The organism is Halorussus limi, assembly GCF_023238205.1.
In the GTDB taxonomy this organism is placed as follows: Archaea; Halobacteriota; Halobacteria; order Halobacteriales; family Haladaptataceae; genus Halorussus; species Halorussus limi.
Map to the genome: position 1 here is coordinate 112,728 of NZ_CP096662.1, position 17,253 is coordinate 129,980.

16 protein-coding genes and 4 pseudogenes are annotated in these 17,253 nt (G+C 58.4%); 14 read left to right on the forward strand and 6 right to left on the reverse strand.

The features are described from left to right. Positions 1-27: 27 nt before the first annotated feature. The 3 genes and pseudogenes from M0R89_RS22260 to M0R89_RS22270 all read left to right on the forward strand — a co-directional run. Positions 28-435 (forward strand): annotated as a pseudogene (locus tag M0R89_RS22260) (hypothetical protein); the annotation flags it as partial. 74 nt (positions 436-509) lie between these two features. Beyond that, entirely contained in the window at positions 510-761 is a 252-nt protein-coding gene (locus M0R89_RS22265; RefSeq protein WP_248653010.1) for an AbrB/MazE/SpoVT family DNA-binding domain-containing protein, read from the forward strand. Beyond that, the gene (locus M0R89_RS22270) at positions 762-1,196 is read left to right on the forward strand and encodes a PIN domain-containing protein (protein WP_248653011.1); all 435 of its coding nucleotides are present in this window, start codon (positions 762-764) and stop codon (positions 1,194-1,196) included. A 37-nt stretch (positions 1,197-1,233) separates the two neighbouring features. Here M0R89_RS22270 and M0R89_RS22275 read toward each other — a convergent pair whose 3' ends face one another. Continuing rightward, positions 1,234-2,157 carry a helix-turn-helix transcriptional regulator gene (locus M0R89_RS22275; RefSeq protein WP_248653012.1) on the reverse strand — a complete coding sequence of 308 codons (924 nt, stop codon included), beginning with the start codon at positions 2,155-2,157 and terminating at the stop codon, positions 1,234-1,236. Between the two features lie 139 nt (positions 2,158-2,296). On the opposite strand from M0R89_RS22275, the gene M0R89_RS22280 reads away from it, so the two are divergent. Then, the gene (locus tag M0R89_RS22280; protein ID WP_121564767.1) at positions 2,297-2,623 is read left to right on the forward strand and encodes a DUF6788 family protein; all 327 of its coding nucleotides are present in this window, start codon (positions 2,297-2,299) and stop codon (positions 2,621-2,623) included. A gap of 411 nt (positions 2,624-3,034) precedes the next feature. Here the strand turns inward: M0R89_RS22280 and M0R89_RS22285 are convergent, their stop codons facing one another. Beyond that, positions 3,035-4,534, reverse strand: coding sequence for a Cdc6/Cdc18 family protein (locus M0R89_RS22285; protein ID WP_248653013.1), 1,500 nt, complete (start codon positions 4,532-4,534; stop codon positions 3,035-3,037). A 1,195-nt stretch (positions 4,535-5,729) separates the two neighbouring features. Then, positions 5,730-6,689 (reverse strand): hypothetical protein, encoded by a 960-nt coding sequence (locus tag M0R89_RS22290; protein ID WP_248653014.1) that lies wholly within the window; start codon positions 6,687-6,689, stop codon positions 5,730-5,732. A 769-nt stretch (positions 6,690-7,458) separates the two neighbouring features. Here M0R89_RS22290 and M0R89_RS22295 point away from each other — a divergent pair. From M0R89_RS22295 to M0R89_RS22310, 5 genes and pseudogenes are all read left to right on the forward strand, one after another. After that, entirely contained in the window at positions 7,459-7,812 is a 354-nt protein-coding gene (locus tag M0R89_RS22295) for a DUF8105 family protein (protein WP_248653015.1), read from the forward strand. A 5-nt stretch (positions 7,813-7,817) separates the two neighbouring features. Further along, complete coding sequence (locus M0R89_RS22300; protein ID WP_248653016.1) at positions 7,818-8,147, forward strand: DUF8158 family protein; 330 nt, start codon at positions 7,818-7,820, stop codon at positions 8,145-8,147. Between the two features lie 91 nt (positions 8,148-8,238). Continuing rightward, a pseudogene (locus tag M0R89_RS22305) lies at positions 8,239-8,583 on the forward strand (ribbon-helix-helix protein, CopG family); the annotation flags it as partial. Then, a pseudogene (locus M0R89_RS23660) lies at positions 8,569-8,718 on the forward strand (hypothetical protein); the annotation flags it as partial. The pseudogenes M0R89_RS22305 and M0R89_RS23660, both read left to right, overlap by 15 nt. A gap of 663 nt (positions 8,719-9,381) precedes the next feature. Then, positions 9,382-10,461 (forward strand): transcription initiation factor IIB, encoded by a 1,080-nt coding sequence (locus M0R89_RS22310; protein ID WP_248653017.1) that lies wholly within the window; start codon positions 9,382-9,384, stop codon positions 10,459-10,461. 145 nt (positions 10,462-10,606) lie between these two features. On the opposite strand, the gene M0R89_RS22315 is transcribed toward M0R89_RS22310, so the two are convergent. Beyond that, complete coding sequence (locus M0R89_RS22315; RefSeq protein ID WP_248653018.1) at positions 10,607-11,164, reverse strand: hypothetical protein; 558 nt, start codon at positions 11,162-11,164, stop codon at positions 10,607-10,609. Between the two features lie 223 nt (positions 11,165-11,387). On the opposite strand from M0R89_RS22315, the gene M0R89_RS22320 reads away from it, so the two are divergent. Continuing rightward, positions 11,388-12,011 carry a hypothetical protein gene (locus M0R89_RS22320; protein WP_248653019.1) on the forward strand — a complete coding sequence of 208 codons (624 nt, stop codon included), beginning with the start codon at positions 11,388-11,390 and terminating at the stop codon, positions 12,009-12,011. Between the two features lie 50 nt (positions 12,012-12,061). Here the strand turns inward: M0R89_RS22320 and M0R89_RS22325 are convergent, their stop codons facing one another. After that, positions 12,062-13,501 (reverse strand): hypothetical protein, encoded by a 1,440-nt coding sequence (locus tag M0R89_RS22325; protein WP_248653020.1) that lies wholly within the window; start codon positions 13,499-13,501, stop codon positions 12,062-12,064. Positions 13,502-13,887: 386 nt separating this feature from the next. Between M0R89_RS22325 and M0R89_RS22330 the strand changes: the two genes are divergently transcribed. Further along, on the forward strand, positions 13,888-14,718 hold the full coding sequence (locus M0R89_RS22330) for a type IV toxin-antitoxin system AbiEi family antitoxin domain-containing protein (RefSeq protein WP_248653021.1): 831 nt from the start codon (positions 13,888-13,890) through the stop codon (positions 14,716-14,718). 64 nt (positions 14,719-14,782) lie between these two features. Here the strand turns inward: M0R89_RS22330 and M0R89_RS22335 are convergent, their stop codons facing one another. After that, positions 14,783-15,271 (reverse strand): helix-turn-helix domain-containing protein, encoded by a 489-nt coding sequence (locus M0R89_RS22335; protein WP_248653022.1) that lies wholly within the window; start codon positions 15,269-15,271, stop codon positions 14,783-14,785. 115 nt (positions 15,272-15,386) lie between these two features. On the opposite strand from M0R89_RS22335, the gene M0R89_RS22340 reads away from it, so the two are divergent. The 3 genes and pseudogenes from M0R89_RS22340 to M0R89_RS22350 form a co-directional block, all read left to right on the forward strand. Then, on the forward strand, positions 15,387-16,181 hold the full coding sequence (locus tag M0R89_RS22340) for a DUF8170 family protein (RefSeq protein ID WP_248653023.1): 795 nt from the start codon (positions 15,387-15,389) through the stop codon (positions 16,179-16,181). Positions 16,182-16,291: 110 nt separating this feature from the next. Then, positions 16,292-16,699 (forward strand): MarR family transcriptional regulator, encoded by a 408-nt coding sequence (locus M0R89_RS22345; protein ID WP_248653024.1) that lies wholly within the window; start codon positions 16,292-16,294, stop codon positions 16,697-16,699. A 100-nt stretch (positions 16,700-16,799) separates the two neighbouring features. After that, positions 16,800-17,195, forward strand: a pseudogene (locus M0R89_RS22350) (type IV toxin-antitoxin system AbiEi family antitoxin domain-containing protein); the annotation flags it as partial. Between the last annotated feature and the right edge of the window lie 58 nt (positions 17,196-17,253).

Consider the following 17,253-nt stretch of genomic DNA (forward strand, 5'->3'; position numbering starts at 1 on the left):
AGGAAACCCCGGCGTAAACGCCGGGGAGGATGTCATCTGTGGCCGGAAGGCCATCCGGTGGAGGAAGTGCTCCACGAGCGGCTCAGTGGCCCTGCGGAAGCCGTCGCTCCGGACGGTGGCCGAACGGGCGACGTTCGCGACCGACTGGTCGTCGACGAGAACGCACAGTCGAAGGACGATCTCGAGCCCCGCACGAAGCGTGCCGTCGCCGAAGCGATGGACGTCTCGCTCCTCTCGAAAGGTGGCCGCTACGAGGTGCAGTCCGCGTCCGGCAACCGGTACGAAGTCGACGTCATCGATGAGTCGTGTACCTGTCCTGACTGGGAGCAGCGCTCACCCGAAGGCGGCTGTAAGCATCTGCGTCGCGTCGATCACGAAATAAAACAGGGTCGTGTTCCACGTCCGGATGGGCGCCTTCCAGCACCCTCGAACTAGAACGATATCTTCTGGAGTGCGTGGTAGTGTGGCGGCACACTAGACTTTTCACGGCCGGTCACGTACCGGGAGATATGAGCAGCGACAGAATCGACGCCGAAAGCAAGGTGTCCGGAAACCAGGCAAACATCCCCGCCCGGATTCGGCGTGAACTTGATATCGACGATGGCGATCAGCTCCGTTGGCATCTCGAGGACGACGGGAGCATTCGGGTCCACGTGATCCAACAGCAACCGGGCACATTCGCCGACTTCGACGGCTACGCTGGTGAGGAGCCGACCGATGTCACGAGCGATCACGACGCCTGGGGCGTCGACGTCGAGTAAATGCCGCGGGCACTCATCGATACGACAGTCCTCTTTGCCGCCGCATATCGGCGGGATGGATCCCACGATGCCGCGCTTCCCGTGCTCCACGGCATCGACGATGGAACGCTCCCGGAAGCTGTCGTCCTCGACTACGTGCTCGCGGAAACGCTCAACGGCCTCACGACCCACGCCGGCCACGACGCAGCCGTCGATCTCCTCGATCGAATCGAAGAAAACGCCCGCTTCCACATTGACTCGCTCACTACCGACGCCCTCGCGACAGGGAAGGCCCTCTTTCGTCAACACGAACCCCTCTCCTTCGTCGACGCCTGCATTGTCGCGTATATGCAAACCGAAGGGCTCGGTTACCTGTATACGTTTGACGACGATTTTGACGCCATCGAGGATGTCTATCGGCTCGATACAGCAACGAATCCCTACGACCCGAACTGACGCTGGCAGACGCCACGGCTGGCGACGGAGTTCGGTCTCAGGATAGTCGCACCTCGTAGTCAGCCGCCAGCTTCTGGAACTCGTCCCACTCCGGGAGCCGGTCATCGTCGACCTCGCCGTGCGTCTCGAGGTAGCGGAGCAAGGCGTCGATTCCGTCTTCGAGGCCATACTTCGCCGCCTGCTCTCGGAGGTCCTCATCGTCGACGTCGACGTTGCTGAGCAGGAGGAGACAGTACGAGCGGTGGCGGCTGCCGTCGTCGATTAGCAGCGTGTGACAACACAGCTCCGCCGGCGAGACTGCGTCGAGTTCCTCGGAGTAGACGTAGTAGCGGTGGCCGGTGAGCAGGAACTGGAGGTCGAAGGCCGCGAACCGAGCGAGGCCGGTTTCGTGGAACGCCTCCGCGTCGATCTCCATCTCGGCCTGGAGGAGGAATTCGTCGTAGTCCTCCCAGAGAATCGTGCCCTTCGGGGCAACGGCTTCGAGGCGATGGCGATGGAGATGGTGTGTGAGTTCACGGGCGAACTCGTGGAGGCGGTCGAAGTCGGCGTTGAACTCGTAGCGGCCGTCGTCCGTCCCGACGAGCCCACGGTCGCGAAACCGCTTGAGGATGCGGTTGACCGTGTTGCGGTAGTTGTCGCTCCGGTCGGCGATCTCGGAGACGGTTCGCGGCTGGTCGAGGTAGTACAGCACCTCGAGTGCCTTCCCGGTCAGCAGCTCGGGGAACTCGATGTGGGAGTGCTGGCGGACGAGGTCCCGATAGAGTTCGACGGCGCGAGCATCCGACGGGACGACTCGTTTTCGCCGGCCATCGCGTTCAGTGTAGACGAGCCCCTTCTCGACGAGGTCGGCGACGGCACGAGAGAGGTAACTCTCGCTGTGGTCGAGCTTCGTCGCGAGTTCGGAGATCGTGTCGCCGCGGTCGACCGTGGCGAGGGCCTCGAGTTCGATACGCCGGAGCACGGTGTAACATAGTACGAAACTTGTATATAAAGAAGTTTCGAGGAGTGTTACAGACAGAGAGGAACAAGAGCTTTCCCCATCGCCTTAACCAACAAAACTATGGATAGAGAGTCCGTGTTGGTTAACACGGAGAGAGTCGATGTCCTACGAACCCCCGACCCCACCGGCGAACCTCCCAACGGAGATCGTCAACACTCTCAACGAAGCCTCATCGGAGCATCTTCGGGACGTTGCCAGCTACGCCGAGGCGTTGGCCGAATACAAGGAGCGTGAAGCTCGTCTCGAGGAGAAAGAGGCGGACGACGCCGACATCGAGGAGCGCCCCGATGACCTCCCGGACGACGTGCCAGCGAAGGCGACGATCACGATCAAGGAGATCAACGACAACCGCTACTACTACTGGCAGTGGCGGGAAGGCGATTCAGTGACGTCGAAGTACAAGGGGCCGGTGAATCCCGACAAGTAGATGAGATTGAACTGTAGTCCGGTGTTCTTTTCAGTACCATTAGAGACGTCGCAGACGACACCCCCCAGAGTGTGAATGGGTCCGGTCAACCCGGACTGAAACTCGAAGGGAGAGGACATCCACCCCACGTTTCCGTCGTTTCTCCACCGTTTCCGCATCATCGATGGTACCGACGACAAAGAAATCGTAGGACACACCCCCCGTTTTCGAGTTGTAAATGGGAGAGGGAAAAGGGAAAGTACAGTACATCGACCGGCACGTCAAATCTCTTGGCTCACTCACCCCCCGTTTTCGAGTAGTAACGAGACATTCCGACGAATGACACCCCCCATTTTCGAGTTGTAACGCACCGCGCGGGATACGAACACCCCCCGTTTTCGAGAAGTAAGTGTGAGGAGAATACGGGCGAGATTAGTTTTTACTTCGGAACTGCTTCAGCCGTTCGCGGACAACCGCTCTGATAGTCGCCTCCTCGTGAGCTAGATCTTCGAACCGGGAATCCTCACGGATCGTCTCCATGATCGTTTCCGGATCCTCGGAGAGGGAGAAATACATATGCACTCCTCTGCCTCGCCCCTTGCCCCGACGCTCGAAGTCCAGTACACCGTACGTACTCTGCTCTGTGACGTGATTTACGAACGTCTCGCGGCTGTACTGGTCCGCATCCATCGTATCGGCAATGAATTGATACGTCTTGAACGCAGGTCCAGCAGGGATCCACTCAGGATGTTCTCTTGCGTAGTGGGCAGTGGCCGCCACAGCGTAGATGGAGAGTTTCTTTTGAGTGGAGATCCCACTAATATGGCGAAGTTTTCGATTTTCGGTGTATTTTTCCTGAGCATCACGGACATCAGTCTCGATAACCGTGTCAGCCCCACGCCGCTCGGCTAATTCACCAGCCCATCTGAGGAGATCAATCGCTTTCCGCGCATCCCCGTGCGTTTGGGAGCCGAACGCAGCAACAAGCGGAACAACGTCATCTGCAAGTGAGTCTGGCTTGAAGGCGTCCCGCCGGTTGCGGAGAATACTACGGAGTTGGTTCGCATCGTAATCATCAAAGAAGATGTCGTCAGGGTTGTAAGAACTCTGTGCGCGGCTGTTGAGGTCCTTCATAAAGTCGGCGTAGTTCGTGATCGTCGTGAGCGAGATGGGACCATCAAAGTCGGCGAGTTTGCGAGCCCGTGAAAGCTGGTAGATGAGAGAATTGTACTCTGCTTCCTGATACGGCCCCTCGAGCATATCGATCTCATCAAGAATGAAGATGACACCGTCATAATACTCTCGCATGAGTTCGTACAGTCGCTCCAGCTTCTGATCCGTTGAGACACCGGTTTGGGGAACACCAGGATCAACGCCGAGGTCGTCGGCAGCAGCTTTGACTAACCGATAGACAGCCCGATCTGCTGTCTTCGGCCCCTCGCAGTTGATTGAGATGACCCCGAAGGTCTTGCCTTGGGATTCACACAGTTCGACGATCTGTTTGCAGACCGCATGAATGATGAGCGACTTCCCAGTTCCAGAAGGACCACTCAGAAGCATATCCGGGATCCCTTCATTCTGGAGGACCGGTTTTAGGTTGTCGACGACACGGCCTAGCTGGTCGTCACGACCGACGATACGGTCCTCGTCGATGATGGTATCTGACCGGACGAGGTCTTTGTTCGCGAAGACCCCGCCGGACGACTCGGTTTGGAGCCGATCACGAATTGAGATGCCGCCACCGTCGCCATTAGTTGCATCTTGAGACGAATCGGCGGGATCTGATCCGTTTTCGAAGGTCGTTTGTGACGTGCCAGAAGACGCCACCTCCTCATCCGTCGATTCAGGAGTTTCAGGATCAGCAGCAGAAGATTGACGATCCTCCTCACCTTCCGGATTATTCGATCCTGCTCTACGTCCCTCTCGTCCCATTATGAACCCCCTCGAACTCTGGGTATAAAAATATGGACCCTTGTGGAGTTGTAACCGGGCGAAAACAGGCTATCTAACGACTACAGCCCCGTATCCTCTGGATGAGTCAGATACCGTCTTCGGAATCTATCACCCTCCGTTGTCGAGTTGTAACAGTTCGACGAAGCTCGCTGTCGTCGATCTTCCTCGATGACCCGGACCCCCCGTTTTCGAGTTGTAAGATGTGGGGCGGTAATACACCTGGTTCGATGCTCCCACCCTCACGTTGTAAGGAGAAGTGAGTCGAGGTAGGTCTCGGAGCAAAATCCACATAATCCGGATTTTGTGAATGATGCCCAGGGTGATACAGTGTTTCTCACACTCCCCGTTTTCGAGTAGTAAGCGCCAGAATAGTTGCGAAAGAACGACGCTCGTAGAATCCGTTCACGAGTGAGAGGAATGCCGGAATTCGGACATGATTGCTGGGGAAGCCGCGTTGGTGATCTCGAATGTTTCACCCCCTCCCCCCTTTTTCGAGTTGTAAGTCGCGGGGGAACAGGCCATCCAAGCCGTTGCGTAACGAGAGGTGAGGTGACTAAAGTTGGTGTAGAGGCGGTGAGACGCAATAATACACGGGATGAGAACCACGAATGCGCTGAAGTTGTCCTCTACATCCCGAGACATCAATCGTCTAGCTGAGCTAGATGATATATTTTCTATGTCTCTAGTGCGGTTATGGTAAGGCAATGTGTGATATAAACTTTCGCATTTCTAGTTCCTAGTTAGAAAATGAGGCACTCAGCCACTCTATCGCGTATATCCGCCACAATCGGCTGTTTTGCAGTCCCTCCTGCTGTTCACCCCTCCCCGCCGTCACGAGTTTACAACTCGAAAAAGGGGGGAGGGGTCGTCAGGTCCAGTCCGTGATACCGACTATATGTGTTCCGTTGAGTTCTCGTCGGATGTCGTTCCGATCCCAGTCAATAGGTGCCAGTATGCTCTCGACGGCTCGGACCAACTGCGACTCGTAGTACGACTCGATTTCCTCTTGGCATTCGATTCGCCAAGCATCGCGTCGCTAAGCCCTTGATGCCCGAAGCAGGCGACGAGGATCCACTTCAGTGCTCCGACCGAGTTCCCCGTACATATCGGACTACCATGAAATCGTGTCTATCAACTCATCTGTCAAATGAAGATGCCCGTAAAATAGTCCGAATCAGCTTGCTGATGTCGTCTGGAACGCATTATGCTGGACGACGAGCGTTGTCCAATACACGTCCCCTTGGTACCGAACCAGATACGTGCCGCTCAGGTCACCTTCACCCTCCTCGTCGAGCCCGTGGGCCTGTTCGTGTCCGCGAAACCGGTCTGCGAGCGCCACAAGCGCATCAGACGGTGTCTCATCGGGCCCGACAACATACGGTCCATCTGCGATCGTCGTCTCGACGATCTCTCGCTGGGCGTCTGGAAGGTCCGAAAGTTCGAATGTAAACCGCTCGCGCATCTGTTGGCCGTACTCGGCGGCCGTCGCCACCTGGTCGGCCGTGTAACGATAGGTGTTTAGCGTCGTGTCGTACGCGTCGTCGACGACCCATTCGGCTTCAGCCCCGTCGTCCCAGGTGATATACGAGTACTCCGACTCGGGGACGAGGACGGATTGTTCGCGTTCGGCGTCCGTATAGAGGAACGTCGTCCCGATTCCCACCGGATCACCATCGGCGAGCCCGTGGGCGGCAAATTCTTCTTGATCAGCTTCGGGGAGAGCAGCGAACTGGATCGCCTCTGACTCGGTCACCGTGCCGGTGACGATATCCACCTTCACGGAGTACCTGGTAGACGGCGTTTCCTCGATCACCTCGTATGCCAACTCGTAGACGTCGTCTTGGTAGGCGATGTGTTGCTGTTCGGGGAGTGGCGGCCGTGTCGCCTTCGTTGTCGCGCCACCGTCGAGAATCCGATCGAACAGTTGCGCCGTTTCGTCGTTGCCTTCAGCGGGGCGGACTGTATAGAGGACCTTCGTTGGGAGTTTCGCGTCGGCAATCGGTGTCAGTTCGAGGCGTGCTGTAGGGGCCTCTGCAGCGGCGTTGCTTCCCCCCAACCCACCGGGGCTGGTACAGCCAGCGATTACTGCGGGGAGGGACGTGGCGGCGGTCGCGAGGAGGGCACGGCGGCGCATAGTCGTGATTCCTCGGAGACGCTCGAAAAGCCTTGTGTCGGACGGACAAAGACAGCCAAAGCTTCGGAAACAGTAGAGTGGGTGAATTATTAACCAACAAAATCTGTTTCTGATTCGAATTGTTGGTTAACACACCGTACGTGTCTACTACCGAGTTTGGACTGTGAACGAGTGTCCTCTTAGGATATCGATAGGATGAATTGTAGTGCTGTCTCTCTTATATCGAAATCCCGTCGGGCAATTTTGAGTGGGATTAACGCCTTGAATTCGCCGGAATCGGGGTTTCTTTCGGTGTGGTCCGAGAGAGCGCAGCCATCCAGCGAGGCGTTCTTGACACAGAGCCATTCGTGGCTCACATCGGTACTCCCCGAATTTCACCCGCTTACCCCGTGGTCGAGCAATTTTAGCGAAATAGTGGTGAGTCGGCAGCTCGTCGAGGTACTTTCTACGCTCTCAAATCGGCCCGACGAGATTCTTCTGCAATTTGAGGCCGTTATTTCGCCTTGCATATCGCGGGTTTCGTCCAAAGAAAGAGGCGATATGCAGTGTGCGAAGGTCGCCGGCTCTCTTAGGCCGAGGGGCCATCTCTGGGGTCCTGCTTTCCGAAATGTATCAGCTTGAGAGCACAGTATCGTCTACTGAGTCACCGGAACGTTCGTCGTCCCAACGACCAGCCTGAGGTATCAGGTTTGCCTCCTCGAGAGCCCTGTCTGTGAGTCCGTCTCATGGAGCCCTGATGTTGATGACCGCGGCGCGCATCCTGTAGGATATGGACTGTCCTGCGTGCGGTGGCCCGGTCACGCTCGAGGTCGGGCCGGACCGACCGCCGTCGACGTCACTGTCCAATGCGGTTCTCGATGCTGCTGAAGACGAGCGTCTCGACGTCGTCCGGACGTGCTGGGACTGTGGGTGGCAAGAGGAGCATCGGCTCCGCGTCGAGGCAATCGATACGACCGCCGGCGATGCGGACGCGATCGAGCGAGCCCGCCTTCTGGAGAAGATCACCGATGAACTCGCGGCTATCGAGGCTCTCGGGACGCTGGAGGACACGCTCACGGAGGTTCGTCGACAGCGACGGCTGAAGCCAGCCGTGGAAGACACGAACGAGAACGCGACGGAGTAAGTATGATGACCGACGCTGAGCCTCTCTATGACGTTCGTAAGCGAACCGACAACCCTGCGCACCCATCGGTCGATGACGTCGTCGACTCCGTCCTCGAGCGAGCAGAGCACCCACGAGCGGATCACCAAGACGCTCACCTGGACGAAGCGTTGGCGACTGTCGTCGACAGATATGGCTCAGAGACTGTCCGGACCATTATCCAGCGCGTGCTCGTCGACGACGAGCCGTTTCGAACTGCTACGGTGGACCTCGACGTCGACAACATCGACGGCGTTCGAATCGGGACAGCAGCCACCCGGTTCCTGGCAGAGCTGCCCGCACAGCGTGACGATTGAGTTCGACGCCTCCGATTCCTGACGCTCAGAGCGTGTGCTCTGCGCAAGCCCCGAAACCGTTACGAGCGTCTGTCCGAAACGTACGCATCGTATGGACCCAAGCGACGAGCTGCAGCGAGTTCATTTTCACTCGCCGGCGTCTCTCGTCGAGCGCCTCGACGCCATTGCGGAGGTCTACGACACGAACCGATCAGACCTGCTCGTCGAGGCTCTCCGCGAGTATCTCGACAAGACCGCGGACAGTGAACCGTTCCAGGAGCTCGTCGCGACGACATACTACGACGACCAGCTCGACTTCGAGACGGTCACGCAGCTGGTCGGCGCCGAGCCCGCTCAGCGGTTCCGCCTCCTCAAAGCGGTTCTCGAGGACGAGCCACTCGATCTCGCTGCCCCTGACGACGTCGACGTCTACGATGGCGACGCGACGGCGGTTGACGCCGAGGTCCGGCGGCTGTACGAGCAGTATCAGGCGGCCGAGACCGACGCCGAGCGTCGCAAGATTGCCCTCAAGATGGGGGCCTTCGACGGCCGGCGGCACGCGGAGATCTACGCTGCACTCCAGGACGAGTAACGAGTTTTTGCCATATCAGCGACGGAGTCCTGCGTGACTGGCCGGCTCATCGACACTAGAGGAATCTCGACAGCTAACTCCCTTTGCCATCAGGGTCACGTCCGTCGAGTTTGCTCGCGAGATACTGCTCCCTGCTCGCGTGGTATCAGAGCGAGCTATTAGAAAGCCACCGGCCGCCTCGCTCTTTCTGAGTCCGCTAGGGCGATGAATGGTTCACCGAGCGACGTGGCCGGCTGGACGGGTGTGTACGTACCAGCTCGCGCCGCTCGCCGCTGCCGCCCTCCGCGTCGCTCGCGACCGACCATTCCGGGCGGTCTGCCTGCAGTAGCGGGCGGACTGCCGGGCTAAAGTGGATGTGCCCTCGACGCCAGCGCTTCACCCGTTCGGGTCCTGCGGACCTCGGCACAGCCGACCGCGACGGACGTGGTTGCGTCGCGGCGAACGGGGAATGCGCTGGCAGCTCGCTCCGGGCGGGTCGGCGCGCGGCGCTGGTTGTGGTCCCTCCGTGCGGGCGCGCTCTCGCTCGCGCCCGGTAGGGCGCTCGCGAAGGCGCGAGCGAGAGCGCGCAGACGGCTCTGTCGGTCGTGACGTCGGGGAAATCCCCGTGCTGGAACACGGGGGTGTCGGGCGCTGTAGTGAGCGCCTTCAGGTGCTAGCACACCAATGTCGAGTAACAACGCGAGCGAAAAGACGGTTTCGGACGTACAGAGTACGACCACCGAAGAACGCGGTCACGAGCCGACGGTCGAACACGAGCCGTCAGGACGATCCACCTGTCCTGAGTGTGAGGGCCAGGTGATCACCGAAGACGAGCAGTCGTTCTGCACGGACTGCGGGCTGATCGTCGCCGACGAGTGGGTCGACCTGAGCCCGACGCTGAACGACCTGGGCCTGGTCGGAAACGCCGACCAGAGCATCGAGACGGTGGACCCGCTGCGGACGGACAAGGGCCTGCACACGAAAATCGGGAGGAACACCGACGGTCACGGCAATCCCCTCAGTAACGAGCAGTGGGAGAAGGTCCAGCGCCTCCGGAAGTGGCACAAGCGGATGCAGTTCGGCGAGAAGCGCAAGCGGACGAAGCGGCTCAACGAGGGGCTCCGGGACGTCGAGATGATCGGCGGTAACCTGGACCTACCAGACCACGTCGTCAAGATGGCGGCACAGTTCCTCCGGAGCGCCTCGGAAGCGCGGCTGCCGGGCGGCCGGATGGCCTGGGAGGCACTCGCCGGCGGCGCCGTCCTCCTAGCCGCACGGGCCTCATCGGTCGACCGGGACGACATCGACATTGCGGTCGCGACGCACACCAAAGCGCCCCACGAGCGGGTGTGCGCTGCGGCGCGGAAGATCCGGTGCGAATGCGGGTTCGACGCACCACTCATCAGGCCCAACGCCGTGATGAGGGTCGTCGACGCGCTCGATGACGACGCCATCCCCGGGGCGCGAGCCGTGCGGACGTGGCGGCTGGCCCAACACCTGATGAAACTCGGCGACCAGGTGCCGGTCGGGCCGGGAACGCCACGGTGCACCGTCGCGGCGTCGGCGCTGTACGCGGCGGATCGCCTGCTCTCGCGCAAGCACCTCACCCAGGAGCAGGTCGCCGCGGCGGCGAGCACGATCGTGCCAACGTCCCGAAACCGGATCGCGCGGTACAGTCGGGAGCTTGTCGACGCCTACGAAGCCGAACACGGCACCGACGACCCGGGTGTCGGCCTCGAGGAGGAACGGGACACCCTGCGCTGAGCGGGGCGCTCCCCCGTTTTCAGTGGCGACCTCCGCCCGTGGACGCCCCGCCGCCCCACCCACCGCTCCGTGCTCGCTTCGCTGCGCGCGCAGCCACAACCTCGCTGACAGCCGTGTCACGCAACTAGTGAGACTAGATCTGGAATTAGCCCCGGACGGTTTTCGACATCTGACCGTCCGCCCAAACTGACTCCTCATAAATATCAACCTCAACCTCCGCCGACTCCGGGAGGTCACCTACGTCGACTATTACGATAACCGGATGGACTCGTTCCACTTCCTTGCTTACAGTTGCTAAACTCTCCTGCTGATTTTCTGTCAACCTAACCCGGTTCCCACTCGATACCGCTTTCACCTCCACCGCATAGTACGCCAACAGATCCGTCGTCGGGTCTACCTCCTCTCGCGAATGCGGCGGGCTCGGCGTGCCCTCCACTGGTGTCAGTGCCTGCACCATAAGAATATCGTCAGGTATCCACCCTTGCGAATACCCCCAGTCACCATCTTCCGGCAACGTAACACCCTCCAATACCCCTAGATGGACTTCCTCCGTCAGATTCCGACTCTTCGAATGAATTCGGATGTCGTCTCTGCTATACTCCTTCCCCTCAGGCCGGTCTATCACATGTGTAGTAATCACCTCCTCAAGCGGCTCTGGGAAACCACCGTATCGCCCTGCAATCATCTCTGCAATCAATCCCACATCCATCCTCGACAAATCGTACGTAACCATCGGTCTCTACTTTCTCCGTCCTTCTACCAGCCGCTTTGTATTAGGTGGTTCCGGGCCCGAGCTCCCAATTCTGAACTGCCAGAGTTCGACTGTCTCGAGTTTGAAAGGGCGATTCATCCGTAAGAGCCACTCTCAACGGGATCTGCGAATTCTGTAGGTTTGTCGTACCCACGAGGAGCGGAGTGAGAAACGAATGAAGACAGTTCCATCATATACTGTCGATAGAGAGACTGCAGCGACGCTCCGCGAATGGCTGTTCGAGAACGCTGTCGAGAAACATGGCGAGTCCGAGATCTTCGAGCCACTCGCTGAACTGGCGGCCGCCATCGATGGCGTGCTCTACGAGCAGGCAGAGGCCGTCGAACTCGGTGCATGGGCACAGGCGGTTTCTCCAAGTCACCGAGATACATCACACGTCAGCGGGAGCCCAGTCGATGAATCCCGATCAGATGACGCAAACGAACCAGCCGAGCCTGATGCTCTCGATATGGGCATCAGCAAGCCAGATCGTATCTACGACACGCTTCCCGATTCAGCCTGGCAGCTCGATCACGATCAGTCCACGACGAACCGGGAACAATCCTCGACAGCAACGTCTCACGACAAGACGACACCGGCATCGAACCCCCGTACACGACGGCAACATCACCGTCCGTCAGTCAGGTATCGCACCGCGTACGAGTGCTCCGTGTGCAGCAGCGTGCGTCAGTTAGAAACCTCGCTTCGAGTCTGTGCGTTTGTCGACGAGTGTCCCAGCTGCGGAACAGTCGCTCGCTTTACCGCGGGCGGGATTCCCACACCATTCAGGAAGAGCTGAAGAGCCTATTACAGTCTCTTTCAGCCAGTTCCCTTGACTGTCGGAGATAGCTACGGGAACGCCTGATAGAAGCCGGTCAAGCCGTTTTGACGGATTCGATCACAGGTATCGATGAACGTCGCTCCCTCATCGTCCTCTCTGTGTTGCTCGATGAAATCCGGATAGCCGAGCAATTGGAGGTACGCATTAGCAAACTGGATGAGCGTCTTCACTGCGGCCTTCATGAAGTGGTATGGTTCGATGTAGCCCGCATCAGCCCAGTCTGCCTGATACAAGCCCCACTCAGTGAGCGGATCATAGGGTAAGGGATCGTCATCTATCTCGCGGTAGTACCGCTCGAAGGCATCCCGATCTGCCTCATTGAATCGGTCAAGTGGGATAACTCCCGCTGTCCACCTCTGGTCTGTATCCTCAAGCAGGCTGTCCTGATATCCCCCGCGATGAACTACGAGCGGTCGGAGAACATAGGTCAGATTGATGTACGCCATGTGGTCCGCGATATGATCACGAAGATCGGTGTTTGCCTCCCGTACTTCATTCAGAAAGTCCCGTCCCCGGTTGTTCGAGAGCGAGATGAATTCTTTTCGAAGATCGTCGATAGCGTACTTCTCCGCGGTCTTGAGGGCTAATGTATCGAACACGCCGGTGATCAGGGAGATCGCATTGTCGAAATGGTACTGGACGTTGAGCTGTGTCCGGTTATCTGGCTCCTGGAAAAACTGATACCCGATCTCATCGACGGCGATAAGCAAGTTCTGAAATCGGATGCTAAATCCCCGTAAATAGTCGTCATCCGCGTCGGCCTCCACATGATACCGAGGAACCAACGACCGGAAGAGATGCCAGTACCAGCCAAACATTCCGACGGTGAGGTTCGGACTAGCGTAGAACTGCTCCCGGTACCGGAGGTAGAGCCCGAGATACTCGACTGCCTCGCTGAGGCTCATGATATTCAGCTGTCCCCCGGGGAAGTGCGCCTCGAACCACCGTCGGTTGGTAAGGAGCACTGCTCGGTTCGTGATGAACAGGTGTCCCTCATCACGATTGTTGAGCGCGGCGTGGACGAACACCTGCCGAACTGTCGCCAGCTCTCGATCGGTGACGTCCTCTACTTCGGTCGCATACGCGTCAACGTTATCGGAGAAGATCCGTGCTGTAGTCCGTCGAATCGCCCGTTCCTGATATCCGAACAGATACGAGAATGACGCGGTCGTTTGGTGTCCATCATCATCGCTCCGGACAATTCGAGCCCCGTTCTCTGCCGTCTCAATTGTATACGGTGGGATACACTCAAGCTCCTCGTGCCGGGGCGTGTCGGGCGACCGAATGAATTCGAACTCGCGGTTCGCTGCATAGCCGAGTACCCGCTGGGCGGCATCATTACCATCGGCGAGCTGCTCGTTCAGTGACGCGGTATCCACCAGTACGCGCAGCGGGTCCTCGCCGTCGCGTGAATCATAGTCTCGCCGGATGATATCGCGTGGGTTCATACCTGTGTCTCGTAGTGCCGGCAAGTCAACGCTATGGGCACGTCAACAAGCCCCTCCACCTTGTTTTTGATTACGATCGGGATTTCGTATCGAATGACTAATTCTTACTCGATCCAATGTCCCATCAATAGTTGGGCCAGCCAGAAGACGGGGTTGGAAGATACTGCCGACAGAATCATTTTTCCAGTCTGTCACCTGATACACCTTGTAGAATACGTCCACAGGAAGACGTGAGTACTTACCACATCCGATTTATCCATCCACAGTCTTCACGGATTATAACCAACACATATCTATCGAGTGATTTGTGTTGGTTAAGGAAGCTAAGAGGGATGGGGCAAGGCTAAAGCAGGCCCGTGTTTATACTCTATGTAGGAAACGCAGGTATGAGTACTATAGAACGATTGCAAAATATACGCCAGAGTCTCTCGACTCGAGAAAGTCGACTCCTTACACGACTCGCTGGCGCGGGTCACCAGATCATCTCCGTCGACGACATCGAGACGACGCTGGAGGTCCCCCCGAACACCGCCCGCGAGATCGCCTCCCGGCTCACCGAAAAGGGCTGGCTCGACCAGCTCTTCCCGGGCACGTATCTCATCATTCCACTCACTGCCGGCGAGGAAGCCGTGTACACAACCCACGAGTACCTCATCGCCGCCCACGTCGCCGAGCCGATGTACATCGGCTACTATAGCGCCCTCAGCCACCACGGGCTGACCGAACAGGTCCCCCGGACGGTGTACGTCGTCACGCCGACCCGGGCGCAAAGCCGAGAGATCCACGGCGTCCCGTACCGCGTCACGACAGTCACCGAGCGGAAATTCTTCGGCTTTGAGTCGACATCGATCGAGGGCACGACCGTTCAGGTCAGCGACCTGGAGAAGACGCTGGTCGACTGTGCGGACCACCCCGAGTTCTGTGGTGGCCTTCGGGAACTTGCGACCGCGATGCGAACTGCCGACGAACGGGGCTGCGACTGGGACACGGTCGGTGAGTACCTCGGACGCCTCGACAACGGTGCTGCGACCAAGCGAATCGTCTACCTCGCCGACCAGCTCGGCATCAACCTCCCCGCCCGTGAGGAACTCGTCGCGTCGTTCACGAGTGGGTACTCGCTGCTGGATCCGACGCGGCCCGAAACCGGATCGACCGACAGCACGTATCGCCTTCGAATCAACGTCGAGCCAGCCACGCTAGAGCCGACGGAGTCCTGACCAGGGTGCGAAGTCAGCATACCTTCAGTCTCCGGCACTGAGAACGGGGCTGTTCTACGACGAACTATCGGGTTGTACCACCATCGACGGCGTCGAGATCGGGTTCGTCGAACTCGAGTGCTTCCGCGACAGCTTCAGGAAGCTCCGGACGGGGCGCCGATTCGTGGCGTTCGATTTTCTCGGTCTTCCGCGTGCTTTCGTAGAGAGCGCGTGCGACCGGAAGCCCACGGAGATACTTGTAGTCGTGGAGGACCTCGACGCCCCGCTCCGTGAATCCGTAGAACTGGGAGGGGAGATCACGTTTTCCCTCGCTTGGTTCGTACGTGTAGCGTGCGAGGAGCCCGGCGTCGATCAACGTCTCCAACTGGTCTTTGATGGCCGCCTGGCTCTTTCCCGTCATATACTCGAGTTCGGCGAGCGACATCAGATGGGCGGGGTGGCCCAGCAGCTCCTGGATGATGAGATGGCGCGTATCCTGGGACAGCAGCTTGAACAGCCGCTGCTGTTCCGCGAACGGCCCTGCATCGGCCGCGCCAGTGTCGGTTTCGCTCATACGTGATGGTACGAGATAGGACGCTATAACAGTTAGGGTTGTCCAAGTTGGTTAACTCAGAAAAAACCAAAGTGATTCAGAAGGAATAAGGTGGTGTGGTTTGAATCAGCAGCTAATGACTGACTCAAGCCCGCCGCCGGACGCTGGGGAGATTATGACCGTTGTTCACGAGGCCGTCGGGGGCATCGAACTTGAGCCTGCAGAGAAACGGGAAATCTGGCGGTTCACCCAGCGTGAATTGCCGTATCTCTGGAGTCAGCGGACATCGTATTTCATCTTGGGGAGCTATCGCGACCCCTATATCCGCCGGCTTCACGCCGTCCAAAACGAACTCACGAAGCAGCTCGGTGCCTATCCGTTCATCATGGGTGATCTCCTCGAACTTCCGACTGACCGCCTCAATACGTTCGATATCATGTTTTCGTTGCTCGCGACATACAGCGACTACATCGTTGGGGTCTTCGAGAAGGAGAGTGGTGGGGAGGCGCCTGAATTGGGCGAAATCGATGACCCGCCGTATTTCGACAAGTCGTACGTGTTCCCACGTGATTACGCGTGGGTGACTGACGAGAACCTTGACTCGACACAGCACGTCATTCAGGCCGCCCTCGAGATCGCGTTCGCAGACGATTTGTCGGCGGATGAAGTCCAATCAAAAGTCGAGTCGCTCGTTGATCGCGCCCAAGAGAGCAGTCTCGACATCGACGAACAGGAGGTGTGGGATGTGATCGACGACCGGGCAGATGAGGGCGAAGAGCCGGCAGCGTACAGTTGGGTCCATCTCAACAAGTTCCGCAAATTCGAACTCCACGAGCGGTGCTTCCCGTGGACGACAGAGGACGAACTCCGAACTGTGGTTGACGAACTCCCGTCCCCGACGCCACGTCCGGAGTGGGAAGAGAGTGGGTAACAGTGAATTATCCTGCCCTACTCGCTTGGCGGTACACTCATCAGAGTGAGTTGGCCCGGTAGTTTACTCTCGGGTAAACTACTTTACTACGCCCGGTCGAACACATCGTTATGGATGCTGGTTCGGGTGTCGGCGACGACACGACACCACGCGAACTCGTCCACTTCATTACACAGCAGACACGATTTTCGCTTATCAGCGATATTCTCGCTCACCCCCAACAGCTCCCATCGATGTACGAACTCGAAGAGCTGAATCCCAGTGTGAGCGATGCGACCGTCTACAAGCACATCCAGAAGCTGATCGACGCCGGCATCGTCACAGAGGTCGCCCTGGACGACGACCAGCGCCGGCAGGGGTATCCCTGGAAGTTCTACGGCCTCACCGAAGACGGCCGCGAGTTCTTGGAGACGCACAATCTGCTCGCCGCGGAGGAGACACTTCAGCAGATCTACGACACCATCGCCGATAAGCCCGAGAAGATGGTCAAATACGAGAACACACCCCGTCCGGATTAGGAGTGATTGTCAGAGAATAGGGAGCGATAGTCTGTCGTTAGTCCCGGAGATCAGCCACTGACTGACCGACTTCACGGACGTAGTCGCTCCGCTCAAGATCAAATTCTTCGGCTACGAGTCGAGGCTCATCGAGGGCACCGCCGTGAACGTCGCAGATGTGGAAAAGACGACCGTTGACTGTACCGACCATCCCGAACTCTGTGGTGGCATCCGAGAATTCGTACAGGCGATAGTCGTCGCGGAGGATCGAGACTATTCGTGGGCGACGGTCGTTGAGTGCCTCCAGCGACCCGACAACGGCGCTGCGACCAAGCGGATCGTCTACCTCGCCGACCAGCTCGGCATTGACCTCCCGGCGCGTGAGACGCTCCTCAAGTCATTCACGAGCGGGTGTCCGCTCCTCGACCCAATGCGATCCGAACAGGGAAGCTACGACAGTGAGTATCATCTCCGAATCAACGTCGACTGGGAGAGACTCGGTTCGATGGAATCCTGATGCCAGGTCGGTCCGAAAGGTAGCGTGAATTAAGATGCTCCTCCAAGTACAGCGAATC

Excerpts from the sequence above, each read along its gene's own strand:
- M0R89_RS22265 (WP_248653010.1), top strand. The coding sequence starts at position 510 with ATGAGCAGCGACAGAATCGACGCCGAAAGCAAGGTGTCCGGAAACCAG.
- M0R89_RS22270 (WP_248653011.1), top strand. The coding sequence starts at position 762 with ATGCCGCGGGCACTCATCGATACGACAGTCCTCTTTGCCGCCGCATAT.
- M0R89_RS22280 (WP_121564767.1), top strand. The coding sequence starts at position 2,297 with ATGTCCTACGAACCCCCGACCCCACCGGCGAACCTCCCAACGGAGATC.
- M0R89_RS22285 (WP_248653013.1), bottom strand. The coding sequence starts at position 4,534 with ATGGGACGAGAGGGACGTAGAGCAGGATCGAATAATCCGGAAGGTGAG.
- M0R89_RS22290 (WP_248653014.1), bottom strand. The coding sequence starts at position 6,689 with ATGCGCCGCCGTGCCCTCCTCGCGACCGCCGCCACGTCCCTCCCCGCA.
- M0R89_RS22295 (WP_248653015.1), top strand. The coding sequence starts at position 7,459 with ATGGACTGTCCTGCGTGCGGTGGCCCGGTCACGCTCGAGGTCGGGCCG.
- M0R89_RS22300 (WP_248653016.1), top strand. The coding sequence starts at position 7,818 with ATGACCGACGCTGAGCCTCTCTATGACGTTCGTAAGCGAACCGACAAC.
- M0R89_RS22310 (WP_248653017.1), top strand. The coding sequence starts at position 9,382 with ATGTCGAGTAACAACGCGAGCGAAAAGACGGTTTCGGACGTACAGAGT.
- M0R89_RS22320 (WP_248653019.1), top strand. The coding sequence starts at position 11,388 with ATGAAGACAGTTCCATCATATACTGTCGATAGAGAGACTGCAGCGACG.
- M0R89_RS22325 (WP_248653020.1), bottom strand. The coding sequence starts at position 13,501 with ATGAACCCACGCGATATCATCCGGCGAGACTATGATTCACGCGACGGC.
- M0R89_RS22330 (WP_248653021.1), top strand. The coding sequence starts at position 13,888 with ATGAGTACTATAGAACGATTGCAAAATATACGCCAGAGTCTCTCGACT.
- M0R89_RS22335 (WP_248653022.1), bottom strand. The coding sequence starts at position 15,271 with ATGAGCGAAACCGACACTGGCGCGGCCGATGCAGGGCCGTTCGCGGAA.
- M0R89_RS22340 (WP_248653023.1), top strand. The coding sequence starts at position 15,387 with ATGACTGACTCAAGCCCGCCGCCGGACGCTGGGGAGATTATGACCGTT.
- M0R89_RS22345 (WP_248653024.1), top strand. The coding sequence starts at position 16,292 with ATGGATGCTGGTTCGGGTGTCGGCGACGACACGACACCACGCGAACTC.